18 protein-coding genes are annotated in these 23,893 nt (G+C 69.9%); 6 read left to right on the top strand and 12 right to left on the bottom strand.

Annotation, left to right across the window (positions count from 1 at the left end; all coding sequences use genetic code 11):
* Positions 1-581: 581 nt before the first annotated feature.
* The gene (locus B146_RS26500) at positions 582-1,271 is read left to right on the top strand and encodes a hypothetical protein (protein ID WP_019997736.1); all 690 of its coding nucleotides are present in this window, start codon (positions 582-584) and stop codon (positions 1,269-1,271) included.
* Between the two features lie 96 nt (positions 1,272-1,367).
* Here the strand turns inward: B146_RS26500 and B146_RS0117320 are convergent, their stop codons facing one another.
* Positions 1,368-1,847 carry a MarR family winged helix-turn-helix transcriptional regulator gene (locus tag B146_RS0117320; RefSeq protein WP_019997735.1) on the bottom strand — a complete coding sequence of 160 codons (480 nt, stop codon included), beginning with the start codon at positions 1,845-1,847 and terminating at the stop codon, positions 1,368-1,370.
* Positions 1,848-2,075: 228 nt separating this feature from the next.
* On the opposite strand from B146_RS0117320, the gene B146_RS0117315 reads away from it, so the two are divergent.
* A complete protein-coding gene (locus tag B146_RS0117315; protein ID WP_019997734.1) occupies positions 2,076-3,341 on the top strand; it encodes a metallophosphoesterase family protein in 1,266 nt (421 codons plus the stop codon).
* Positions 3,341-6,862: an AAA family ATPase gene (locus tag B146_RS30120; RefSeq protein ID WP_019997733.1), complete on the top strand. Its 3,522-nt coding sequence runs from the start codon at positions 3,341-3,343 to the stop codon at positions 6,860-6,862. The genes B146_RS0117315 and B146_RS30120 overlap by 1 nt, the downstream gene beginning before the upstream one ends.
* 135 nt (positions 6,863-6,997) lie before the next feature.
* On the opposite strand, the gene B146_RS0117300 is transcribed toward B146_RS30120, so the two are convergent.
* Both B146_RS0117300 and B146_RS0117295 read right to left on the bottom strand, forming a co-directional pair.
* On the bottom strand, positions 6,998-8,317 hold the full coding sequence (locus B146_RS0117300) for an HlyD family type I secretion periplasmic adaptor subunit (RefSeq protein ID WP_019997732.1): 1,320 nt from the start codon (positions 8,315-8,317) through the stop codon (positions 6,998-7,000).
* Positions 8,314-10,044, bottom strand: a complete 1,731-nt coding sequence (locus tag B146_RS0117295) for a type I secretion system permease/ATPase (protein WP_019997731.1) — start codon at positions 10,042-10,044, stop codon at positions 8,314-8,316. The genes B146_RS0117300 and B146_RS0117295 overlap by 4 nt, the downstream gene beginning before the upstream one ends.
* Before the next feature lie 279 nt (positions 10,045-10,323).
* On the opposite strand from B146_RS0117295, the gene B146_RS26490 reads away from it, so the two are divergent.
* A complete protein-coding gene (locus B146_RS26490; protein WP_019997730.1) occupies positions 10,324-11,538 on the top strand; it encodes a hypothetical protein in 1,215 nt (404 codons plus the stop codon).
* Here the strand turns inward: B146_RS26490 and B146_RS26485 are convergent.
* From B146_RS26485 to B146_RS0117245, 9 genes are all read right to left on the bottom strand, one after another.
* Positions 11,504-12,637: a polysaccharide pyruvyl transferase family protein gene (locus B146_RS26485; RefSeq protein ID WP_019997729.1), complete on the bottom strand. Its 1,134-nt coding sequence runs from the start codon at positions 12,635-12,637 to the stop codon at positions 11,504-11,506. The two genes, B146_RS26490 and B146_RS26485, sit on opposite strands and share 35 nt — an antisense overlap.
* A gap of 179 nt (positions 12,638-12,816) precedes the next feature.
* Positions 12,817-14,085 (bottom strand): glycosyltransferase, encoded by a 1,269-nt coding sequence (locus B146_RS26480; protein ID WP_019997728.1) that lies wholly within the window; start codon positions 14,083-14,085, stop codon positions 12,817-12,819.
* Entirely contained in the window at positions 14,082-14,771 is a 690-nt protein-coding gene (locus B146_RS0117275; RefSeq protein ID WP_019997727.1) for a class I SAM-dependent methyltransferase, read from the bottom strand. Before B146_RS0117275 ends, B146_RS26480 begins: the two co-directional genes overlap by 4 nt.
* Positions 14,768-15,658: a SapC family protein gene (locus B146_RS26475; protein WP_019997726.1), complete on the bottom strand. Its 891-nt coding sequence runs from the start codon at positions 15,656-15,658 to the stop codon at positions 14,768-14,770. The genes B146_RS0117275 and B146_RS26475 overlap by 4 nt, the downstream gene beginning before the upstream one ends.
* The gene (locus B146_RS0117265) at positions 15,655-16,392 is read right to left on the bottom strand and encodes a SapC family protein (protein WP_019997725.1); all 738 of its coding nucleotides are present in this window, start codon (positions 16,390-16,392) and stop codon (positions 15,655-15,657) included. The genes B146_RS26475 and B146_RS0117265 overlap by 4 nt, the downstream gene beginning before the upstream one ends.
* Before the next feature lie 3 nt (positions 16,393-16,395).
* Positions 16,396-17,226: a hypothetical protein gene (locus B146_RS0117260; RefSeq protein WP_019997724.1), complete on the bottom strand. Its 831-nt coding sequence runs from the start codon at positions 17,224-17,226 to the stop codon at positions 16,396-16,398.
* Positions 17,223-18,509 (bottom strand): glycosyltransferase, encoded by a 1,287-nt coding sequence (locus tag B146_RS0117255; RefSeq protein WP_019997723.1) that lies wholly within the window; start codon positions 18,507-18,509, stop codon positions 17,223-17,225. The genes B146_RS0117260 and B146_RS0117255 overlap by 4 nt, the downstream gene beginning before the upstream one ends.
* Positions 18,506-20,584: a hypothetical protein gene (locus B146_RS0117250; protein ID WP_019997722.1), complete on the bottom strand. Its 2,079-nt coding sequence runs from the start codon at positions 20,582-20,584 to the stop codon at positions 18,506-18,508. The genes B146_RS0117255 and B146_RS0117250 overlap by 4 nt, the downstream gene beginning before the upstream one ends.
* Positions 20,585-20,643: 59 nt before the next feature.
* Complete coding sequence (locus B146_RS0117245) at positions 20,644-21,477, bottom strand: hypothetical protein (protein ID WP_019997721.1); 834 nt, start codon at positions 21,475-21,477, stop codon at positions 20,644-20,646.
* A gap of 314 nt (positions 21,478-21,791) precedes the next feature.
* Here B146_RS0117245 and B146_RS0117240 point away from each other — a divergent pair, with 314 nt between their 5' ends.
* Together B146_RS0117240 and B146_RS0117235 are read left to right on the top strand one after the other, a co-directional pair.
* Positions 21,792-22,661 carry a hypothetical protein gene (locus B146_RS0117240; protein WP_019997720.1) on the top strand — a complete coding sequence of 290 codons (870 nt, stop codon included), beginning with the start codon at positions 21,792-21,794 and terminating at the stop codon, positions 22,659-22,661.
* A 68-nt stretch (positions 22,662-22,729) separates the two neighbouring features.
* Positions 22,730-23,869: a calcium-binding protein gene (locus tag B146_RS0117235; RefSeq protein ID WP_019997719.1), complete on the top strand. Its 1,140-nt coding sequence runs from the start codon at positions 22,730-22,732 to the stop codon at positions 23,867-23,869.
* The last annotated feature ends 24 nt before the right edge of the window (positions 23,870-23,893 follow it).

The raw sequence follows: 23,893 nt of genomic DNA, 5'->3' as shown, positions 1-23,893 counted from the left end.
CGAGATTTCATCAAAGCTTCACAGAACGGGGGTGGCCGGTCGGGGCTTCGGTCCCAGGGCCGTCCCCGCGCGGGAACCCTCGACGGAAGGCGCGAAACGGGAAGTGCGAGCGCGCATCGCTCGGGGGCGCGGCGGGCCGTGCCATGCCAGGACGACGCGAGCGCCAAAAAAAATGGCGTCCGCTGGGGGAGGACCAGCGAACGCCGTTAGGATGCCGTCGGTGGGAGGAACCGGCGGCCCATCGCCTCAGCCAATGGGAGGAAAAGGCTGCTGCGAAACTCACAAGACCAAGATAGGTTCCCGATCCGCCCGGCGCTAGAGGCGATGCTGCATGGCAGCTCTGCTTTTGGTGCAGAGCAGCAAGGGCAGACCTCCGCGCAGCCGCCCAAGGTGGTGCAAAGAACACGGTTGTGATCGCAAACGTCGGTTGAAGCCAACGTGAGGCTTGTTCTTTGCCAACTAAGGGATTGCGCTGCGATATGACATTTGCATGAATGGATTCTTCTATCAGTGATGGGAGAAGAACAGTGACAGTGGTAACGGTCGGGTCACTCCGGAGCGGCGGAACGACAACTCTGGCCTTGACGCTCGCCACGGTCGTCGAGCGTCTGGGCACCGACGTGCTGCTGGTGGATGCCGCGCGCCGCCCCGACCTGTCGCTCTGGGCCGAGCGGCCCGGCTGTCCCAAAGGCATCGAGGTCGCCCGCATCACGAAGCCCCGGCAGCTGGACGAGGTGGTTCATCTCGGCCGTCGCTCGCGCCGCTTCGTGGTGATCGATGCCGGCGTCTGCGACACGATGCTCGCCGAGGCGGCCTCGGTCTCGGCCATGGCGATCATCCCCGTTCGCTTCTCTCCCCTCTCCGCCAGCGCCGCGGCCGAGACGGACGCGATGCTGGCCGAGCGCGGCGAGCGCGCGCCGCGTCGCCGCGCGCTGGTGGCCACCGGCATCACCGCGATCCCCAGCCGCATCGCGCGCCGGGTGGAGCGCGATCTCAGCGCCTGCCAGGGCTTTCGCCTGCCGGCGGGGCTCGGCCTGCGCGCCGCGTTCGAAGCGCCGTTCCTGACCGGAGGCACGATCTACAACCTCACCGACGAGGACGCGCCGGGGCTCGCCAGCGCGCGCCAGGATGCGGACGCCGTCTGGTCGGAACTCGAAATGTTCGGATTGCGCCGCCCGGAGCGGCGCGGCGACACGCGCAAGGTCGCGCTTCCCAAGGAATGGACGCGCCCGCAGCACGCGGTCGCGTCGGGGCCCTATCAGTTCACCTGAAACGGGAGGGCTCGCGCGGTTCGCAAAGGGAGCCGGCCGGGAGCCGGAGTTCCACCGGCCGATCCGGAACTCCCGGCGCGCAAACGCGCCGCGCACTCAGCGCAGGCGCGACAGGCGGCCGGAGACGAGGCGCTCGATGTCCCACAGCGCCGCGGTCAGCGTGTGCAGGTCGGGTTGCGGCAGCGTGCGGCCGAGATCGCCGTTCACGTCGGCCCAGATGCGATGGACCTCGGAACGCATCCGCTCGCCCTCTTCCGTCAGCCGAACGCAGGTGCGCCGCATGTCGGCCTCGTCGGCCTGCCGGAAGCACCAGCCGCGCCGCTCCAGAATGTCGAGCATCTTGGAGACCGTGGACGGGCGCACGGAAAGGTCCTGCGCCACTGCGCAGACGCTGCGCGGATCGGTGCGGTCCAGCGCGTCCAGAAGCTGGTCCTGACCGGCCACGACGCCGATCTCGGCAAGCCGGATGGCGACGAGCTGCCGCGTCGCCTTGGAAATTGCGATCAGAGGTTGGACGAGGTCGTTGCCGTCGGACGTCCGGTCGGACACGAAATTGGGCGGGGCAGGGGACCGCATGATGGCTCGCTCCAAAACTGATATATCTCCCTTATAATGTTCTGAGATGGCCACATAAGTCTAACTCAGATCTCAAGTTTGGCTGCCTAACTTTGGTCGTTGGAACGGGTCTGTGGTTGGCAAAATAGATTTGCGCGCGATTATCTAGAAGTTGCGATCCATAACCGACGCGTCCAATCACCCGTCTTGCAGGTGCTCCATCCGGAGAGCCGTGTTAGACAAGGCGCCATGCCCTTTCGCTTCGTCCACACCGCCGATCTTCATCTCGATTCCCCGCTGCGCTCCCTGTCCCTTCGCGATCCGGCCCTCGCCGATCTGATCGGCGATGCCTCGCGCCGGGCGCTGTCGGCCATCGTCGATCTGTGTCTGGAGGAGCGGGTCGACGCGCTTCTGATCGCGGGCGATCTCTACGACGGCGAGCAGACCTCCATGAAGACGGCGCGCTTCCTGGCGCGGGAGATGGAGCGGCTTCATGCGGGCGGCGTGCGGGTCTTCAAGATCCGCGGCAATCACGACGCGATGTCGCGCATCACCGCCGAGCTGACCCTGCCGCCCAACGTCCATGTCTTTGGCGGACGCGCCGAGATCGTGCGTCTGCCCCTCGGCGCGCTGGAGGTCGCGGTGCATGGCGTCAGCTTCGCCAAGCCGCAGGCCCCCGAAAGCCTCCTGCCGAAGTTCAAGCCCGCCCTGCCCGACGTCGCCAATATCGGCCTCCTCCACACGAGCCTTGCCGGCGCGCCGGGACACGACGTCTACGCCCCGACCTCGCTGCCCGAGCTTCAGGCGACGCGCTTTTCCTATTGGGCGCTCGGCCATATCCACGGCCGCGCCGCCCATGGCGATGCGGGCGGGCGCATCGTCATGCCGGGCATGCCGCAGGGGCGCGACATCAACGAGGGCGGCGCCAAGAGCGTGACCCTCGTCACCATCCGCGACGATCGCTCCGTGGAGATCGAGGAGCGCGTCACCTCGCCCGCCGAATTCGCGCGCGTGGCGGTGGATCTCACGGCCGTCGAGGACTGGCGCGAGGCGGTCGAGCGGATCGGTCGGGCGCTGGAAGCGGCGCGCCTAACGGCCCGCTCGTCCATTCTGGTGGCCCGGCTTCATCTGACCGGGCGCACGCCGCTGGCCTTTCGCCTGCGCCGCGACGCCGATCTTCTCCAGGCCGAGGCCGCCGCGCGCGCCGAGCGCGTCGGGCGGACCTTCGTGGAAAAGCTCGTTCTGGAAACCGAGCCGCCGGGCACGGAAACCGACACGGCCGGCCCGCTCGCCGAGCTCGGCCGGCTGATGCGCGAGGATGTCCTCCGCGCCCATGGCACGCGCGAGGCCGTGCGCGCCCTCGCCGAGAAGCTGCGCGACGAGCTGCCGGGCGAGGCGCGCGATTTCGCGGGGCGCACGGAAGCCGAGTTCGAGGCCTTTCTGGACCGGCTCCTGACGGAGGCCGGCGAGGACATGCTGGCGCGCCTCAGCGTCGGCGCGGGGGAGGACGCCTGATGCGCCTGCGCCGCCTCGACCTCACCCGCTACGGCCGCTTCACCGATCATCGGCTGGATTTCGGCGCCGCCACGCCCGGCGCGCCGGATTTCCACATCGTCTACGGCCTGAACGAGGCCGGCAAATCGACCTCGCTGTCGGGCTTTCTCGACCTTCTCTTCGGCATCGAGCAGAAGTCGCGCTACGATTTCCTGCATCCCTATTCGGCGATGGAAATCGGCGCGGTTCTCGAAATCGACGGCGCGGAGCGCCATCTGGTGCGGCGCAAGCAGCGCACGGGCTCGCTCACCGACGGCAGCGGGCAGGCGGTCAACGAAGCCGTGCTCGCCGGAGCGCTGGGCGGTCTGTCGCGCGAAAGCTACCGCGCCATGTTCTCGCTGGACGACGAGACGCTGGAAGCCGGCGGCGAGGCCATTCTCCAGAGCCGGGGCGATCTCGGCGAGCTTCTGTTTTCCGCGAGCGCCGGCCTTGCCGGCATCAGCGCGGCGCTCACGCGGGCGCAGGACGAGGCCGACGCCATTCATCGCAAGCAGGCGCGTTCCACCGCGATCTATGCCCTGCGCCAGCGCATCGAGGCGCTGGACGCCAAGCGCCGCGAGATCGACACCGCCGCCTCGGCGCACAATGCGCTCGCCGCCGATCTCGCCAAGGCGAGCGAGGGCTACGAGGCCGCGGTCGGCGAACTCGGCACGCTGCGCCGGCGCTGGCGCGAGATCGACGCGCTGCTGCGCGCCCTGCCCCGCCTTCGCGAGCATGAGGCGCTGGAAGCCGCGCTCGGTGCGGAGGGCGCGCCCCCTCGCCCGCCCGCTGCGTGGCGCGACAGCTATCCTCGCCTTCTGACGGAAAGCGCGCGGGTGGAAGCGGCGCTCCGCCGCGTCGAAAGCGACCGGGCGCGGATCGAGGCCGAGCGCGGGGGCGAGCGCGAAGGCGATGCGATCCTTGCGCTTCAGCCACGCTGGCGGGCGCTGGAGGGCGAGCGGGCGCGCGCGCTGACCGCAGAGGACGATCTGCCCCGCCGCCGCCGCGAGCTGGAAGCGGCCGAGGCGCATCTGGCGCAGGTCCTGACGCTTCTCGGCGCGCCCGATGGCACCGAGGCGGGCGCGCTGGTTCTCCCCGCCCCGCTTCTCGGGACCTTGCGCGCGCGGATCGACGCGCGCCTGTCGCTGGAGCAAAAGCTCGACGCGGCCCTCAGGGAGAAGGCCGAGGCCGAGCACCGGCTGACGCTCGCCGAGACCGCCGGCAAGGCGGCCGTGGCGGAGGGCTTCGACCCGGCCGCCCTCGCCGCGCTGGACGGGGCGCGCGCGCTCGCCCGCCGCAGCGCCGCCGCCGGCCGGCTGGCGCAGGGCGCGGGCGAGGAAGCCCGCCGACGGCGGGTGGCCGCCGCGCGGCTTCAGGCGCTCCATCCCTGGACCGGGGATGCGCCGGCCCTGCGCGCGCTGCATCTGCCCGAAGGCGAGCGGGTGGCCACCTGGCGCGCGCGGCTGACCGAGGCCGACCGGCGCGAGGGCGAGGCGCTGAACCGGATGCGCGACGCCGAAACCGAAGCGCGCCTTGCCGCGACCCGCCTCGACGCGCTGGAACGGAGCGCGGGCGCGATCGACGATCGCCATGCCGACGAGCTGCGGCGCGAGCGCGACGCGGCCTGGACCGCGCACCGCGCCGCGCTGACGGGGGAGAGCGCCGTCCGCTTCGAGGCGCTCCTGAGCGCCGACGACGCCCTGTCGCAGCGCCGGTTGGCGCAGGCGCGCGAAGTGGGCGAGCTGCGTCAGCTCGCCGGCACGCTGGCGACGGCGCGCGCCGGGGCCGAGCGCTGGCGCGAACTTGCCGACGACGCGCGGGCCGAGCGGGCACGGCTCGCCGCCGAGATCGCCGCCGCCTTGCCGCCGGACCTGACGGAGAGCGAGGCGGACTGCGCCGCGCTGCTCGGATGTCTCGACCAGTTTTCGCGCCGCCGCGCCGAGGCGCTGGAAGCGCTCGCCGCGTTGGAGGAGGCGCAAGCCCAGCGCGAAAGCAGCCAGCGCGAGGCCGAAACGCTGCGCGACGCGCTCACAGCCGCGCTTCGGGCGCTGGGGCGGGAGCTTGTCAGCGAGGACCCCGCGATCCTCAGCGATGCGGCCGACGCGCTCCTGACCGAAGCGGCGGAAGCCGGCGCGCGGCGCGCGGCGGTGGAGCGCGAGATCGCGCAAAGGCGGCTCGATCTCGACCGGCGCCGCCGCGATGCCGAGGCCGCCGGCGAGGCCGCCGCGCAATGGGCCGAAGGCTGGCTCGCCTCGATCCGCGAAAGCGGCCTCGCGGAACGGCTCGGCGGGCGGCTTCTGATGGAGGGCGAGAGCTTCGCGGCGCTCGGCTCCATGGTCGGCGCGCTGCGCGAGATGCTGCCGGTTCTGGCCGACCTGCCGGCCCGGCTTCGCGCCGTGGCCGAGCTGCGCCACAGGGTCGAGACCATGGAGGAAAACCGGCGCGTCTTCGGCGAGACGCTGGACGCGCTCGTCGCCGCCTCCGGCCTCACCTTCGCGGAAACCGATCTCTCGGCGCGGGCCGAGCGGCTGGCCACCGAGATCGAGAGGGCCGAGCGACGCGCCGAAGCCGCGCGCCGCCGCGACGCCGAACTGGCGCGTTTGAAGGGCGAGGAAGACGATCTCGTGGACGCGCAGGCTCGCCTTGCGGCGGAAGCCGGGGCGATGATCGCGACCTTCGGCGTCGACACGCTGGCCGAGGTCGGCCCATGCCTGGAGGCCGCCGCCGAACGGAGCCGGCGCGAAGCGCGGTTGGCGGAATGGGAGCGTGATCTTCTGGCCGATCTCGGCGTCGCCTCACTCATCGAGGCGCGCGAGCGGCTGGCGGAGACCGAGGCCGAGGCTCTGGAGACCGAGCGCGCGAGCCTGGATGCGCGGCTGAAGGATCTGGAAGCCCGGCGCGAAACCCTGTTTCGCGCCAAGAGCGACGCGGCGGACGCGCTGGAGCGGATCGGCGGCGACGACGCGGTGGCGCGGCTCATGGGCGAGCGGCGCGTCGCGATCCTCGAAATGGAGGAACTCGCCGTGCGGGCGCTTCGCCTTCGCGCCGGCGCGTTGATCGCGGGCGAGGCGCTGCGCCTTTATCGCGACCGCCATCGCTCCGCCATGATGGACCGCGCCTCGCAGGCCTTCGGCACGATGACGCGCGGCGACTATGTCGGCCTCGCCACGCAGGCCGACAAGGAGCGCGAAACGCTGATCGGCCTGACGCGCGCCGGCGGCTCGCGGCTCGCCATGGACATGTCCAAGGGCACGCGCTTCCAGCTTTATCTGGCGCTGCGCCTTGCCGGGTACGAGGAGTTCGCCCGGGCCCGCGCGCCGGTGCCCTTCCTCGCCGACGACATCATGGAAACCTTCGACGAGCCGCGCTCGGAAGAGGTGCTGCGGCTTCTGGCGGGCCTGTCGCGCCATGGGCAGGTCGTCTATCTCACCCATCACCGCCATTTGTGCGACCTCGCGCGGACCGTCGAGCCCTCCGTTCGGCTGCACGAAATCGCGAGCTGAAGGAGCCCCGCCGCGCGGTTCGACGAGCGGCGGGAAGACGACCTGACAGGCCGGGGCGCCTTCCGTCGGCGGGGTGGATCAGGCGTGAGAGCGCGGCGCCCCGGCTGGGTGCCTATGCCCGACCGCAAGCCGCCCTCACCGCTCGCGCAGCGACTCCTCCATGTTCTCCAGAACCGGCGCGGTCAGATATTGGAGCACCGTGCGCCCCTTGGTGGGAATGATGATGGCCGCTTCCATGCCCGCCACGATCTTCTCGCGAATGTCGGCCGGGAAGCTTGCGGCATCCAGCGTCACCTCGACCGAGAAATAGGGCGGCGTGCTCGCATTGCCCTCGGTGATCACGTCGCGCGAGACGTAGCGCAGCTTGCCCATGAGCTTTTCGCGTCGGTACTTGGTCAGCGCGTTCAGGTTGATCTCCACATCCATTCCCTCGCGGATGCGGTCGATATCGGTCGGCGCGACCTTGGCCTTCACGGTGAACTCGTCGGATTGCGGCACGACGTCCATCAGCGGCTCGCCCGGACGCACCACGCCGCCGACCGTGAAGACGCGCATCTGCTGCACCGTGCCGGTGGCGGGCGAGCGGATGTCGGTGCGCGTCATCTGGTCGAGCGCGATCTGCCGCTCCTGGCGCGAGGCGGCGATCTGCTTGCCGATCTCGACGAGAGCATTGGCCGATTCCTGCCGGTAGTCCTTGCGCAGCACCTCCTTGCGCAGGGCGATCTCGGCGATCTTGTCCTTGGCCTTCTGCGCGTCGTTGCGCGCCTTCTTCACCGTGCCTTCCAGAAGGGTCTTCTGGCGCTCCAGGGCGGTGACGCGGCTGACCGCGACGAGCCCCTTCTCGAAGAGCTGGCGAAGGCCCCGCAATTCGTCGGTCAGGCTCGCGATCTGCTCGTTGGCGGTCTGCGTGTCGAGCCGGGTCTGTTCGATCTCGTTGCGCACCTGCTTTTCCTGCGCGTCGAGAAGCTCCAGCGCGCCGTTCAGGACCTGCCGCCGGCTTTCGAACTCGCGGTGATTGTCCTCGATCGCGGTGGATTCCATGCCGCGCAGGAGCGAGGTCGCCTCCTCGGGAATGACCATGTAGTCCTTCAGGTCGCGCTGGGCGACGAGGCGTGCTTCCGTGGCGAGCGCGTTGGCGAGGTTCTTGGCGGCGGTCGCGGCGGCGGCCTGCGTGCGCGTCGTGTCGAGCCGGATCAGCGTCTGCCCCGCTTCCACGAGATCGCCGTCGCGCACCAGGATCTGCGAGACGATGCCGCCTTCCAGATGCTGCACCGTCCGGCGGTAGGTCTCCATGGAGAAGACGCCGTTCACCACCACGGCGGAGTTGATATGGGCGAAGCTCGCCCAGCCGCCGCACAGGCCGACGCCGAGCGCCAGCACGATGTAGCCGGTGCGCAGCGCGGCGCGCCAATCCGTGTTGGGCTTGGGCGCGGCGACGAAGAGCTGCACGCTCACAGGTTCACCACCCTCGGCTCGGGCTGGAGCACCAGCGGGGGCGGCGTGCCGCGAAGGCGCGGCAGGCGGCTGAAGATCTGCTCGCGCCCGCCCATCGCCTGCACCGCGCCCTCGTTGAGAACGAGGAGGTCGTCGCAGAAGGACAGGAGGCTGACGCGGTGCGAGACGACGATGACGGCCGCGCCGTCGTCGCGCATGGCCTGCATGGTGCGCCCGAGCACCTGTTCGGCCGGCGCGTCGAGATTGCTGTTGGGCTCGTCGAGTACCAGGAGCCGGGGCCGGCCGTAGACGGCGCGGGCGAGCGCCACGCGCTGGCGCTGGCCGCCCGACAGCGTATGACCGCCCGCGCCGAGCCGCGTGGAATAGCCGTTCGGCAGGCCCCGGATGATGTCGTGAATGCCGGCGAGTTCCACCGCGTCGAGGATCTTCTCGCTCGTGGCGTTCGGGTCGAAGCGCGAGATGTTCTCGGCGATCGTGCCCGGCAGGAACTCCACGTCCTGCGGGATATAGCCGACATGGCGGCCGAGATCGTCCTCGTTCCAGTGCGACAGGTCCTGCTCGCCGAAGACCACCGTCCCGCGCCGCGTCTTCCAGATGCCGACGAGCAGCCGCCCGAGGCAGGACTTGCCCGCGCCGCTCGGGCCGACGACGCCCATGATGCGGCCGGGATGCAGCGTGAAGGACACGTCGTTGATGATCGGCTTGTCCATGTCGGGCGGCCCGCCCATGAGGCGCGAGACGACGAGCGCGCCGGTGGGCGGGGGCAGGAGCATGTGCTGGCGCTCGGCGCCGACCGCGCGCAGGAGCCCGTCGAGCCGCTTGGCCGCCAGCCAGAAGGACTGGATCGAGCTCCAGTTGTTGATGATGTACTGGAGCGGCCCCTGCGCGCGCATCATCATCATGAGCACGACGAAGAGCACGCCGATATGGATCTGGTTTTCCAGAAACAGGAAGCCGCCGAGCCCGTAGACGATGATCATCTGGCCGTTCTGCACCATGCGCGGCACGAGGCCGATGCGCGCGGCGCGCGTCTGCGCGGCGTTGCGCCAGCCGACGCCGTCGCTGTGCATCGTGTACCAGCGCTCCGTCACGTCCGGCAGCATCCCCATGACGCGCACCGTCTCGGCATTGCGCGACACGGCGAGGCCGAATTCGTTGGCCTCGCCGTCGAGCCGCTGCGCGGCCTTCAGATGCCCCGCGACGAGATAGTGCGTCGAGACCGAGACGAGGGCCGAGAAGCCCAGGAGGCCGAGGATCAGGAAGCCGAAGGCCATGTTCATGGCGAACATGACCACGACGAAGAGCGGCGACCAGAACGCGTCGATCAGCGCCGAGAGCGAGGGGCCGCAGAGGAAGCGGCGCGTGGTCTGAAGGTCGGCGAGCGCCTGCGCGGGCGAGCCGGTGCCGGCGCGCCGCTCGCGGTTGAACGCGTCGAAGCAGATGCGCGTCAGCTTCTGGTCGATCACGGTTCCCATGCGCTCCAGAACCTGCGCGCGCACGACCTCCAGCAGCGTGTAGGTGACGGTGACGATCACCGCGATGAGGATCAGGGTGGCGAGCGTCGAGCCGTTGCGGCTCGAGCCGACGCGCTCCATGATGCTCATGGGAATGAACGACATGGACATGTAGAGGAACGGCAGGAAGAAGCCGAAGCCGAGCAGCGCCAGGTAGCCGTAGGAAAACTCGCGCAGAATGCCCAGGAGGGGCGAGGAGGAGACAGTGTTCATGGCGGCGACGAGCCCCCGAAGCCCCAGTTCCCCAGGCCCCCGTTCCCGAGGCCCCCGTTCCCGAGGCCCCAGTTCCCGAGGCCACAGACGCGCGCGCGCATTCGGCCGTCCTGCCGAACCCGCCCTTGCGCTGTCTGCCGCCGGAAACGCATCGACCGGCCTCCCCTCCTGCGGTGCTCCGGATCGGAGCCGCCGTCTCGTCTCCCTCCGCCCGTCGGCGAGGAATTGCCTCAATATCCCGCAAGTGTCTGAAGGCTGGCTTAAGGAAGGCGCGACCGGGTGAAGCGGCCCGCCTCTCCGTCACGCCGCGGGCCGGCTCGCGGGCTTGGCGCCGCGCTTCTCGGCTCCTGCCTCGCGCTGCCCGCGCAGGGCGCCGCGCCGACGCTCTTGCTGCAGGTGGAGCCGGGCGAGAGCGTGTTGTTCAGCCACGCGGCGCAGGCCTGCGAGCCCTGGGACATTCCGGACACGCCGACGCGCGCCTTTCGCGGGGCGGACGGGCTCGTCCATGTCATGCAGACGCATTTTCGCGGCCGCTGGCTGGCGGGCGAGGACCTCTTTTCGCTGCGCCACGGCTGCGGCGTCGCCTTCGAAGGGGCCGACAGCGCCGATCCGTCCAGCTTCGACAATCGAAGCTGGATCGGCGCGACCTATTCCGCCGACGGGCGCGAGGTCTACGCGCTGGTTCACAACGAGTATCACGGCGAGCGCTTCGGCGCGCCCTGCCCGAAGGGCGACAATTCGGCCTGCTGGTACAACACGCTGACCGGGGCCGTGTCGCGAAACGGCGGCGTGCGGTTCGAGCCGACCGCGCCGCGCCTCGTCGCCGCGATCCCGTTTCGCGCCGACGAAACGCTCGGCCACCATGCCGGATATTTCGAGCCGACCAATATCGTGGCCTGGCAGGGCGCGTTCTACGTCATGGCCAATGTCGTCGCCCCCGCGCCGCAGAAGAACGGCAATTGCCTCCTGCGCACCGAGCGGCTCGCCGACCCCGCGAGCTGGCGGGTCTGGCGCAACGGGGCCTTCGGCACGACGCTCGCCGACCCCTATGCCGGCCCCTTGGAGCGCGAGCGGCACCTGTGCGACCCGGTCGCGCCCGATGTGCTGCGCTGGCCCGTCACCAGCCTGACGCGGCACGAGGCGAGCGGCACCTGGATCGCGACCATGCGCGGCCGGGCGCGGGACGCGGCCGGAGTCGAGCGCACCGGCGTCTACTACGCGACGAGCGAGAACCTTCTCGACTGGCGCGGCCCCGCGCTTCTGATGGAAGCGCCCTTGTTCGGGGCCTGCGCGCCGGTCCGGCCGATCGGCTATCCGGCGCTGATCGACCCGGATTCCACCGACCGCAACTTCGCCACCGTCGGCGACCGGCCGGCGCTGACCTTCGTGCGGGCCGAGGCGGAGGGCTGCGAGGTCGGCACCGCGCGGGACATCGTCCTGAAGCGGGTGCGGATCGCGCCTACATCCGCGAGCGCACCCCGTTCTTCTCGATGAAGGCCTTCATGCGGTCGTAGCGCTCGGTGAAGAGCGACTGGAAGCGCTCGAAGCGCCAGGGCGCGAAGGCGTCCTTCAACGTCTGCTTCTCGAACTCCTCGGGCGAGTAGATCGGCAGGTCGAAGGTTTCGGCGAGCTCGCGCGAGCGCGTGTCGTAGGAGAAGAGGACGCCCGGCACGCCGACGGCCACCGCCGGCAGCACCGCATGGACGCGGTAGCCGAGCGCGGCGTCGAACTGCGCAGCATAGAGATCGTAGTCGTCGGGCGCGCCGACATAGTAGAGCCGCCGCTCGTAGAGATCGCGCAGGGTGCGCCCCGTCACCTCGTCGAACCAGCCTTCCGCCGCGAGCTTGGCGGCGGCCGCCTCCATGTGCTTGGGCGCCTTGAAGAAGAAGGCCTTCTCCTCCGGCTCGCCATGGCAGGACAGGAAGAAGTCGGAGATCAGCGAGAGCTTGGCGATGATGCGCTTCTGCGTCGCCTGGAAGGCGACGGGATCGACCGCATAGGTGTTGCCGACCTCGCGGCGCAGGCTGAATGTCACGCGCTTCGGCCCGTCCGGTGCATGGCGCAGTGTCATGGTGCGATCCAGCCCCCGGAAGATCGACGGGCAGCCGACGATTTCGACATTGTGGATGCCGTTGCGGTGCATCGTCTCGGCGCTGAAGGCGCCGCGAACGCCGATCGAGGGCGTGCGGTCGGCGATCGCCTGCCAGACGCGCCGGCCTTCCGTCGGCAGGATGATCGGGCGCTCGCGCTCGGCCTGCGCGCCGACGCCGATGCACAGGACCGGCATGTCGAGCGCTTCGATCCAGGCGAGGAAATGGCCCCAGTCCATCTCCTCGTGAATATAGTTCGAGCCGCGCAGGAGCACGAAATTGCAGCGCTGCTTCAGCCGCGCCACCTCCGCCTCGGACACCGGCATGTCGATGTTGAGGATGTCGCCTTCCTCGTAATCGACGACGCGCAGGGTCGAATCGTAAACGCAGATATCGCCGGTGTTGTAGTAGCTCTCCAGCGTCTCCTGGAACGGGACGTCGAACCAGACCGCCTTGTGGTTGTTCAACCGACGGCCGGAATACTTCACGAGGACTGCGCGCATGTCGTTCACCCTGGGACGCGTGTCCCTTTCCCGATTGCGAGCGATCATGGCGAAGAGAGATTAAGACTGGCTAACGCGGCTTCCGCGCGAAGGCCGATGGAGCGAATTTTGTCGGGGCAGGCCCGAAGCACGGCGCGGGCCGAAAGCCCCAGCCAAGCGCCACGCGGCCGTCCGTCCCCTCAGCCCATCGGCCAGGCGCCGGGGGTGGGACCAGAGGTCGCAGCGCCCCCCGCCGACGCCGTGCCGAGCACGAGGCGCGCCATCCGGGGCAGGCTGACGCGGCGAAGGTCGAAGCGGCGGCGGATCGTCTCGCGCGCCCGCACGCCCAGTCCGGCATGGCCTTCGGGCCGGCGCAGCACCTGCAGCAGCGCTTCGCTGAGCGCCTCGGGCGAGTGGAAGGGCACGAGGAGCCCGTTGGTCCCGTCGATCACCTCGCGCACGGGCGGCGTGTCCGAGGCGACGACGGTGCAGCCCGCCGCCATGGCTTCCAGGCACGACCAGGACAGGACGAACGGATAGGTCAGATAGGCGTGGACGCTCGAAACGCGCAGGACGTCGAGATAGTCCTCGTAGGGAAGATGGCCGAGGAAATGGACGCGCCGGAGGTCGAGACCGCCGGCCACTTCGTCGAGGAAGATCTGGTGCCAGGTCTTTCCGGGCGGCGGGCGCTGGCCGTAGGACACGCCGAACCCGCCGACGATCACGACGCGCGCCTTCGGCCGCTCCGCCAGGACGCGCGGCAGCGCCCGCATGAAGACGTGATAGCCGCGCAAGGGTTCGAGATTGCGGTTGACGAAGGTGATGACCTCGTCGTCGCGCGTCAGCAGCGTTCCGTCCTCCAGGCGGCATTTGGCCTGCGCGCTCGGCCTCACATGATCGGTGTCGATCCCCTCGTGAGCGACGGCGATCATCTCGGCAAGGCTCCGGGGGAAGGTCGAGCGCTGCCATTCGGTCGGTGTGATCGCGAGATCGGCGTCGGCGAGCGCCAGAAGCGTCATGGCGTTGCGCGCTCGCAGGGAGACCGCGCCGTCGAGCCCGAGCGCGGGGAACTCGGGATCGAAATTCACGTCCGAGCGCTCGGTGCGGTAGAAATATTCGCAATAGACGACGATGCGCGCGCCCGGAAACACCGAGCGCAGTGGCAGCGCCTCGCCCCAGCCGGAATGCACCACGACGATATCGGGAACGAAGCCCTCCGACATCAGAAGCGCGGCGACATAGAGAACCTGCTCGGAGCGACGGGCTTCCATGTCGAAGCGCCGGGCGAACGGGTGCGTCGCCGCGACATTGCCGGGCGGCATGCTGTAGCGATGCAGGGTCACGCCGCGCAGCGGCCGCGCGCCGTCCGCGCCGATGGCCCGGACGTCGTTGCCCGGCTCGCGCGCCAGATGCTCGGCGAGATGCCGGAACTGCGCGGGGAAATTGTTGTGAACGAAGAGGACCTTCATGAAGGCGCGGCGGAGGGCTCGCCGCCGGCCTCCGCCCCCAGGAGCTCGGCCTGTTCGGTGCGGGCGAAATCCGCGCTCAAACTCTCCAGCCGGCAGCCGGGCTTGAGGCAGAGGGCCCAGAGCGCGAAGCGGCTGCGCGACAGACGCACTTCCGCAAAGCCGCTGTCGAGCACCTGCCGCGCGAGGCTCGATAGCGTGAAGCCGGTGCGGTGGGCCATGAAGCCGTAGCCCGCCTCGATCGAGGCACGGTGTCCCCAGAGCATGTCGATCGGCGTCACCGGCCCGGCGGCCGACGGGTAGGCCACCTCCTCGATCCCGCGCTCCAGAATGAAGCGCGCGACCTCCTCCACATCCGGGCAGGTGACGAGCGCGAACCCGTCGGGCGTCAGCACCCGGGCGAATTCGGCGAGCGCCAGCGGAACCTCGTGCGCGGACAGATGCTCCAGATTGTGCGAGGACCAGACCGCGTCGAAGCTCGCGTCCGGCACGCTGGCGCGCATGTCCACCATGCTGGAGAGAATGTCGGGCTGGACCTTGGGTTCGACGTCGAGCCGCACTTCGCGCCAGAGCGGCGTGTGGAAGGCCGCGTGCAGCTTGCCGGGATGGGCGGGACCGCTGCCGACATTCAGGACATGGCGAAACCGCGTGCCGGTGACGCGGGCAAGAGCGGGATCGGGCGCGCTCATGCCGCCAGTTCCTTGGCCGGAGCGGCGGCAGAGGCGGGTTCGGGCGCGGGTTCGGGCGGGGCGAATTCGGCCCCGAGCACCACGTCGCCGAGATCGAAGAGATCGCTTCCGTCCAGCGCGAAATCCATCGCCTCCAGGCTCGCCAGCATGAAGTCGGCGGGGTCGGACGGGGGCGGGGCGGGTTTGGCGGCCTCGCCCAGCGTGCGGGGCGCCGGCCGGGGCAGGCGATCGGGCTGGAGATGGCGGCGCGAGAAGAGAAGCGCGCCGGCGAGATCGAGCGGCAGGAAGGACTGCCGCGCGAGACCCGCGCTCGCGGCCTCACCGAGCGCCGCGAAGGCCACCGGGTCCACGGTCCAGTCGCTGCGGCTTTCGCCGTTTCCGCCGACCAGCGGCACGAGGACGCCCGCGATGCGCAGGAGATCGAGCGCCGCCGACAGGCGTTTGCCCCCGGCGCGCGTCATGTGCAGTGTGTTGCGGATCGCCGTCATTTCGGGGCCGAGCTGGCCCGAGGCGAAATCTACGCAGATCACCGCGCCTTGCGCGCCGATCTGGCCGTGATGGGGCAGAACGTCGATCTCGTCGATCGGCCGCGCCGCCTCGCGCTCGGCGAGGACGAAGGGATAGGTGCGCAGCGCGATCGGCAGATAGCCGAGGCGCCATGCGCCTTCCGCGTCGATCGCCGGCCGCGCGAGGTCGCCTGTGCGAAGGAGCGCCGCGAGGATCGGCGTTCCGGCGACGATGCGCACAACGAGCGGCAGGTGATGGGCGGTGAGGAGGTATTCGGTGTCGTTGATCGGCACGAAGCCGGTTTCCAGCGCGAAGCCGAAGCGGCGCGCGGGCGCAAAACGCTGGTTGATGAAGGCGAGAAGCGGGACGCCCTCGCTCATGCGGCGATCCCCCTGGCGGTCGCCGCGCGTGCCAGAACCAGAAGCTGGCCGGTGCGAAACAGCGACAGGCGATGGAGGCTGAGAAGCCGCGCGGCGGCGATCCCGAACTCCTCCATGACGGGGGCGAGCGCCGGCGTGTCGAAGACGCGCGGGGCGACGACCAGAAGATCGGTGATCTCGCAGCGCTGGCCGGCGCCGAGATCGAAGGCGAGCGACCAGGGCTCCAGAAGGCCGTGGCGCAGGAGCGCCGCGCCGAGAGCGCGCGTGCGCGCGAGATCGCGCTCGAAGAGTTCCAGGGCGCGCAGGCGAAGTTCCGTGCCACGCGACAGCTTGCCGTCGCTGGTCGCGATCGGCGCGCCCGCGTCACCCGGCTCGTCGGCGCAGGCCGTGTCCAGCATCAACCGCCGCCCCGGCCGGTCCGCTGTGCCGGGCCCGCCGAGATCGGCCGGCAGTGTCAGGGGATAGGCCTGGAACAGAAGCGGCAGAAGCGATAGGGCGCGCTCGGTTCCCGGCGCAAAGCCCGTGCCGTTTTCCATGAGGGTGCGCAGGACGACGAGTGCCGGCCCGCTTTCGCCCGCCTGCCAGACCACCGGAAAGGTCGCCGCCAGGCGTTCCGCTTCCGCCGCCACGATCGGCACGATCCGCGCCTGACGCGGCAGCGGATAGGCGAAGGGCGAGAAGATGCGGTTCGCCATCAGCTCGGCGGACAGGGGGCGGGGCGCTTCGGCGAGCATGGCTCAGGCCTCCGGCCGGCACGGAACGAAGGCGGTGAAGCGATCGGCCCCCGCGCCGCGCGGCAGGCTCGGCTGCGTGTCGAGATTGAGAAGCAGAAGCTCGCGATCCCCGAACCCGTGCTCGATCGGGTTCGACGCGCCGGCGGGACCGCCCTGATGCGCGCCTTCCTCGACGCCGAGCGCGCCGCGCCGCGTGGCCCAGACGCCGATCACCGGCGGCACGGCGGGAAAGGTCTCGCGCAGTTCCTCGCGCAAGGGGGCGAGCGCCTCGAAGCCGAGATCCTCGCGGATTTCGAGCGCCATGGGCTGCAAGAGGTGAACTTCCAGAATCCCCGCCGCGATCATCGCCACCTCGTCGCAGCGCCGCCGGGGTTCGAGATGCGACAGGGCGGGCGGCAGAAGCTGGGTGTGCGCTCCGAGGAGGCTGAGAAGGCGCAAGGCGTCGTGCTGCGGCTGGGTGATCCAGCCGCGCGCCAGCATCCAGGACAGGGATTCGGGGTCGCGCCCCTGGCGGCGGCGGTCCTCGCCGACGCTTTCGCGCGGCGCGAGGCAGACGCGGCGCTGCTTCAGAAGAAAGGCGCTGCCCTCCAGCCGGATGTCGAGAAGGCGCGTGTCGTGCCAGGGCTCCAGCGCCACGGGGATGCGGAAGCCGACGAACCCGTCGCCGACGCCGGCATCGGCGAGATCCTGCCGGAAGAGGTCCACCACCCCGCCGCCGACGCAGGTTTCGTCGAGAAAGGCGAGAACCCTCGCGCCGCGCAGCGGCCAATGCGGGCTGCTGATCCACCCCTCCACGCGCGAGCGCGAAACGAAGTCGATATGGCCCTGGATCATCCGATCTCCACCAGTCGGCTGGCGGCCATGGAGGCGAAGAAGGCAAGGTAGCGCTCGGCCATGCCGCGCGCGGAGATGACCGGCGGAATGCCGCTCTTCAGCGTGGCATGGTTGCGCCCGTCGGCGGCGAGCTTCACCGCGCGCAGGAGATCGCTCGCGTCGCCGAGGCGGAAATGCAGGCCCGACACGCCGTTCGGCACTTTCTCGGCCATGCCGCCGATGCCCGTGCAGATCACCGGCAGGCCCACCGAATAGGCTTCCTGAATGACGACGGGCGAGTTCTCCCACCATTTGCTGGGGATCACGAGATAGTCGCAATCTGCCATGAGCCGATGCACGGAGGCGTTGGAATAGGCGCCCGCATAGCTCAGGAACGGATAGGCCTTCAGCGCCGCTTCGAAACGTTCCGTGAAGCTCGCCGACTGGCCGACGAGATTGCCGTGGATGCGCAGGCGCACCTTGCGTGAGAGATCGGGGTCCTTGGCGATGAGATCGGCCGCGTCGAGAATGACGTCGACGCCCTTGAACGGCGTGATCTGGCCGAAGAAGCCGAAGACCCAGGCCCCCTCGCCGCGCTCGCCGGTCTTCGCCTCGGGGGCGGACAGAAGCCCGTTCTCGATCACCGTGGTGCGGTCGGCCCCGAGGCCCCATTCGATGAAGCGCTCGGCGAGGAACCGGCTCGGCGAGACGAAGCCGTCGAACGCGCCGAACCCGTCCAGCATCGTTTCCTTGCGCATCTGGAAGCGGTTGCGGCTCTCTGTGGGGAAGCAACTCGTGCAGTCGTCCCAGCGCGCGCGCTCGCACAGGACCTGCGCCGGCCGCGTCACCATCTGCCCGTGATTGTGACAGATGGCCAGGAATTCGTGGATCGTCAGGAAGTTCAGAACGCCCGGCAAACGCTGCGCGGCGCGCAGCGCGTTGAGGCCGAGATTGTAGAAATGGTGGAAATTGACGAGGCCGATCCGCTCCTCCCGGAGGATGCGCAGAAGCTCCTCTTCCTCGCCCGCCGGGGAGAGATGGTAGAAATGGTCGTAGCGCGCCGCGTCGCGGAACACGGCGAATTCGGTCTCGTGCCCGAGCGAGAGCTTGTGGCGATCGGTGGTGGCGCAGGAGCCGATATAGATCGCATCGACGCCGATCTCGCGCAGGCCCCGATAAAGCGCATAGGCCGAGATTTCCGCGCCGCCCTTGGAGATGGACGGATGGCTGTGCGAGACGATCGCCATGCGCTGGGGAAGAAGCGCCTGTTCGAAGCCCAAGTGACGGATCGGCCCGAGCTTCATCGCGATGCGCCTTTCAGGATGTCGGCTTCGACGAGATCGGCGAGGCGCGAGGCGCGGGGGCGCTCCAGCCGGATCGCGCCGCCCGGAACGAGCCGGTCGAAGCCGGGCCGGACAGGGAGCGCGCCGGTGCCATACGTGCCGCGCAGGAAGCGGGGCGCCATGCGGCTCCAGTCGAGAAGCGCCGGCGTGCTCCAGCCGAAGGCGGTCGCGGAGAGCGCGCCGTCCACCCGGTCGGGCCGGCCTTCGTCGTCGACGATCTCGAACCGGTCCACCGCATGCCCGTGGCGCGCGAGACTGTCGCGCGCGCCGGCCCAGCCTGCCTGGGTGAGCGCCACGCCGCGCCCCGCATAGACGAAGCGCCTGGCTTCAAGCCGCGTCAGCATCCAGGGAAGCTCGGCGAGGATGTCGTCGGGATGGGCGACCACGAACAGCGAGAGCGGCGCGTCGGTGCGCGCGCGCAGCTCCTCGAAGCGCAGGAGCGCCTCGGTGCGGGTGCGGCCGGTGTCGGCGACGAAGGCGAGGCCCGTGCCGGGGGCCATGTCGGGCAGGAAGCGCGCGGCGCGGTCGAAGGCGAGGCGCAGATTCCCCTCGTCATGGGGCAGGCGCTGCACCACGACTTCCGGCGCGGGTTCGAGCGCCAGCACCGAGGGCGCGCGCCATTCGGCCCGCAGCGTGTCCTGCACGGCGGCGAGAAGCGCCGGGTAGCAGGCCTCGAAGCGCAGCGAGGGATAGAGCGCCAGGACCTCGTCGCCGTCCGACACGAGATCGACGCGGCGCGGCACTTTGGGATCGACGCGCAGGACCGCCGAGGTGCCGTCCTCCAGAACGACGCGCAGGAGCGGCGCGGCCGCCGCGCCGACCGGCAGCGCGCCCCGGAAGATCGTGGTGAAGCCGGCGCGCGCGGTGACGGAGGGGGCGGAGCCGAAGGCGCCCTGCAGATCGGTGCGCGGCCGGAAATAGGTGGCGCTCTCGTCCGCCGTCAGCACCGTGTCGCCGATCTTCAGATGGAAGGTCTCGGTGCGCTTGGCGGGGCTCACGGCCCAGCCTTCGGCGATGCAGCCGAACCCGGGAATGAGGAGCAGCCGGTCGACGCCGCCTTCCACGAAGACGCCGCCCGCCACGGACGCGCCCGGCAGCCAGTTGGCGAGCGAGGCGAGAACCGCGCCCATCGCCTCGCCCTGCCCGCCGACGAGCGCGGGCTGAAGCTGCTGATAGGCCGAGGTGAAGGCCTCCGCGCGCACGAGCCGCGTCTGCGGGCCGAAGCGCAGGTGGAACTGGCCCGCGCGCCCGACATAGATGAACCCGTCCTTGAACTGGGCGGGCGGCGTCCAGCCGGTTTCGATCAGGCCGACGACCCCGACGCAATTGGCCGAGAGGTCGGAGCGCTCGTAGGGGGCGATGGCGATGCCGGCGGGATATTTGACGCGGTCGGCGATGAGGGCGGGAAACTCCGTTTCCACGCCGCGCTTGCACCAGCCGATGAACCAGACCTGCCCGTCCGAGGAGAGATGCACGAGATCGATCTGGCCGATCTCGCCGTCCGACAGCGGGCGAAGGGCGCGCTCGCGCAAGGGTTCGGCGTCGAGGCGCAGCGCGCGCAACTGCGCCAGCAGCCGGTCGCCCTTGGAGCGCGGTGCTTCGCGCCGGCCGAGATCGGCCAGGATCGTCTCGCGCCATTCGGCCACGAGTTCGCCGACGCTCGGCGCGCGGCCGCCCGGCGGCAGAAGCGTGACGTCGGTGCCCGCGATGCGCAGCGCCACCGGCTTGTCGCGCCGATGCGCCGAGAGCCGCGCCAGCCGGCCGAAGAGCGAGGGCGCGAAGCGAAAGCCCGCGCGCGACAGCGGCGAGACGTGGAGGTCGATATCGGGGCGGGCGAGCCCCGTCGTGCCGAGCGACAGGACATAGCCGCCGACGGTCAGTTCCAACTCCACCGGGCGCGCCGGGTCGTCGATCGCCAGCGCCCAGCCCTCGATCCCGTTCACCGGGTCGATCCGGTCGATGCGACCGCGCCATTGCCCGCCGAGCGAGGGCGAGAGTTCGGGCGAAGCGTAGAGGATGGGGGCGAGGTTCAGCATGTCACGAAATCCCGCCGAACCTCTCGAGGCTCCGCGTTACGGGTCGGTGCGGGCCGGCGTCACGAGACCGCCGGCACGGCGGACAGGGCGATGACGCGCCCGCCCGTCGGCACGGCCAGCTCGGTCGAGGCGCGGATGTCGATCATCACGAGGTTCTCGGGCGTCAGCGTGTAGTCGGCGAGCGTGCCCTGGGGCGTTTCGCCGGCCGTGCCGGACACATGCGTGCCTTCCATGACGCGCAGGCGCGCCCGGTCGGCCGAATGAAGCGCCAAGAGCGGCGCGGCGTCGGGGAGCGAGGCGAGACGCGCGATCTCGGCCTGAAGCTCGGCGCCGTCGGTGATCTCGGTCTGCGAGATCTGGACCTCGAGGCCGACATAGCTTTCCATCAGCTGTTCGGCGACGGTCAGCGGCTTGTCCATGACCATGGAGCCATCGGTCGGCACGCGGCGGGCGAGGCCCCGCTCGTAGGCGCCGAAGGACCAGAGAATGCGCAGGAAGTCGAAGTCGGACTGCGGGATGCGGCCGTGCTTCAGCGCCCATTTGAGTTCGGCGAGGCGCTTGCGCATCTCGGTGCGGTCGAGGCGGCTTTCCACCTTGGCGCTCGTGCCGATCAGGGCGCTGGACTGGAGAATGACCGCGTCGCTGCCTTCGAGCTTCACATAGACCGCGCCGGCCTCGCTCGGGTCCACCGAGATCGGGAAGCGGAAGCCCAGCTGCCCGTCGCCGATGCCGGCATCCGCCAGATCGGCGCGGAACATGTTCACCGTTCCGGCCCCGATGCACACGTCGCCGCGGAAGGCGAGGATGGTGCGCTCACGGATGCGCCCGTCTTCCGAGAAGATCCATCCCTGGATGGCATCGCTGGTAACGGACTCGATACTGCCCCTGATCATGTCGGTCACGTCTCTCAGAAGAATGATGATTCAAATTACTCCGAGGATGTTACGCATCCGTATACAAATCCCGAACCCGGATCAGGTCTTTCGCATCGCGCGTCGCGGCGCGTGCACGCCGCCCGAGGGGCCGCCGCGCCTTCATGGCAAATGGACATTAACACTAACAAGTCTCTGATTTGAATGAATTGTTCCGCTGTTTTGTCGGCAAGCCGGGCGATCTTGGAAGGACTTATTTCACGAAGGCGGGTGTATTGGTCGGGAAAGAAGATCGACCAACAAAATTCAGCCACAACGGACAGGGGAGCGGAGCGATGATGGAACAGGAGCGCAAGGCCGTTCTGCAGGTGACGCGGGGACTGCATTCCCTCGTGTACCGCTTCGACCCCGCTTACGCGCTGAACCTTTCCGTGCCGCCCGTGGCGCAGGTCGAGGCCGCGTCCGAAGGCATCTTTCTCGTGACCGCGCCCGGCGAGGAGTTCGGCGCGCTCACCGAACCCGGCAAGGGTCTCGTGGTTCTCGCCGAGCAGGACGGAACGATCCATCTGACGATTCGCGCCGCCGAAGCCGGCGGCAGCCTTCAGGCCTCGCTCGAACTCTCCCGCATCGAGGCGCCCCGCCTGTCGATCGCCGCGCCGGCCTCCCGCCAGCGCCCGGCGCTCGCGCCCGGCGCCAGCGAATTCCTGGTGCGCGCCCATGTCTCGCTTCGCGGCGATCTGTCGGCGGCGCGCGGCGAATGGCTCTGCGGCCCCGCCCTGCCCGGCCGCATCGAAGGGCTGGAGCTGCGCGGCGTCGGTGCCGACTGCCCGGTCGAATATCAGGTGGCGACGGGCGGGCGAACCGGCGGCTGGTCCAACTGGTTTCCGGCCGGCGCCTATGCCGGATCGCGCGGCAAGGCCCTGCCGCTGATCGGCCTTCGGCTGCGCCTCACGGACGCCGCGCCCGCCGATCTCGCCCTGCGCGGCGAAGCGCTGTTCCTCGGCGGCTCGCCGGTGCAGAAGTCGGGCCGCGAGATCGAGTTCACCGGCCCGACGCCGCTCGACCCGCTGGTCGGCCTGCGGCTCGACATGATCCCCGCCACCCGCACCGAGACGGCGCCCGACAGCGTGGCGCGTCAGGACAACCGGCCCGAAAACCGGCTGCGCGTGTTCCGCCGCGAAATGCCCCAGGCCGGCGCGGCCTGACTTCGGACATCCACCCGCCCGCAACCCGACGAGAAAGGCTGAGCTGACGGTTATCCTAAGCGCACCCGATGGCTGAGATCTACAGCAGCTCCGAGGCCTCCGCCCTCCACTCCCTGTCACCGGAGGCGGTGGACCACATCAATCGCGTTCTGGACGATCAGGGACTGGCCGGCAGCGGCCATGTCGCGGTCCAGGCCTCCGGCAGCGACAGCGTCGCCGCCGGATCGGGCGATGCTGCCGTAGTGGTGACCTCGCCGGCCTCGCACGACGTGGCGGTGGACGGCGGCAGCGCGGGCACCACGGTGGTGCTCGGCGACAGCGGCACGATCCATCTCACGGGGCTCGGCAACGACACGGTCTTCGGCTCGAACGGCGGCGACACGATCACCGCCGGCGCGGGCGACGCGACGGTCCACGGGGGGCTCGGCAACGACAGTCTCGTCGGCGGAACGGGAGGCGGCAACCAGACGCTGTTCGGCGGGGGCGGCCACGACACGCTGATCGGCGGCAGCGGCATGGACACGCTCTGGGCCGGGACCGACGGCAGCTATCTGGCGGGCGGAGCGAACGGACACACGCAGATTCACGCCGGCGGCGGCGGCGACACGATCCAGTCCACCGGCGGGTTCGACACGATCTTCGGCGCCCATGCCTCGATCGAGACGCATGGCGACAACAATCTGATCCACACGAGCGGCGACACGATCGCCTCGCACGGCGCCTATGACACGATCGACGGATCCGGCTCGCTCCACGGCTCCACCGTGGACTCCTATGGCGAGCATGCCACGATCCTCGGCGGGGCGGGCGACGACACGATCATGCTGCACGACACGAGCGGCGCGGGCGCCTACGCCTTCGGCGGCGACGGGGCCGATTCGATCCTCGGCTCGACGGGCGGCCATGCCACGCTTTCGGGCGGGGCGGGCGACGATTACCTGATGGCCTACGGCGTCGGCGACAGCGTGATGGGCGGCGACGGATCGGACTATTTCCAGATCGCCCATTACGGCGTCGGCCACGACACGCTGGACGGCGGCGCGGGTTCCGACACGGTGAACTTCTCGGATCGCCATTTCACGGACGCGACGGTCGCGACCCACGACCACACGACCGTCGTCAACTTCTCGGACGGCTACGGCGCGTCCGTGACGAATGTCGAGCAGCTGCGCTTCACCGACACGGTCTACAACATCACCAACGTCTGATCTCGTCAGGCTGGCCCGACCGGG

It is taken from the genome of Aureimonas ureilytica DSM 18598 = NBRC 106430 (assembly GCF_000382705.1).
GTDB classification, from domain to species: Bacteria; Pseudomonadota; Alphaproteobacteria; order Rhizobiales; family Rhizobiaceae; genus Aureimonas; species Aureimonas ureilytica.
The sequence above is the reverse complement of the archived record's forward strand: the minus strand, read 5'-3'. Positions and strand labels throughout refer to the sequence as shown.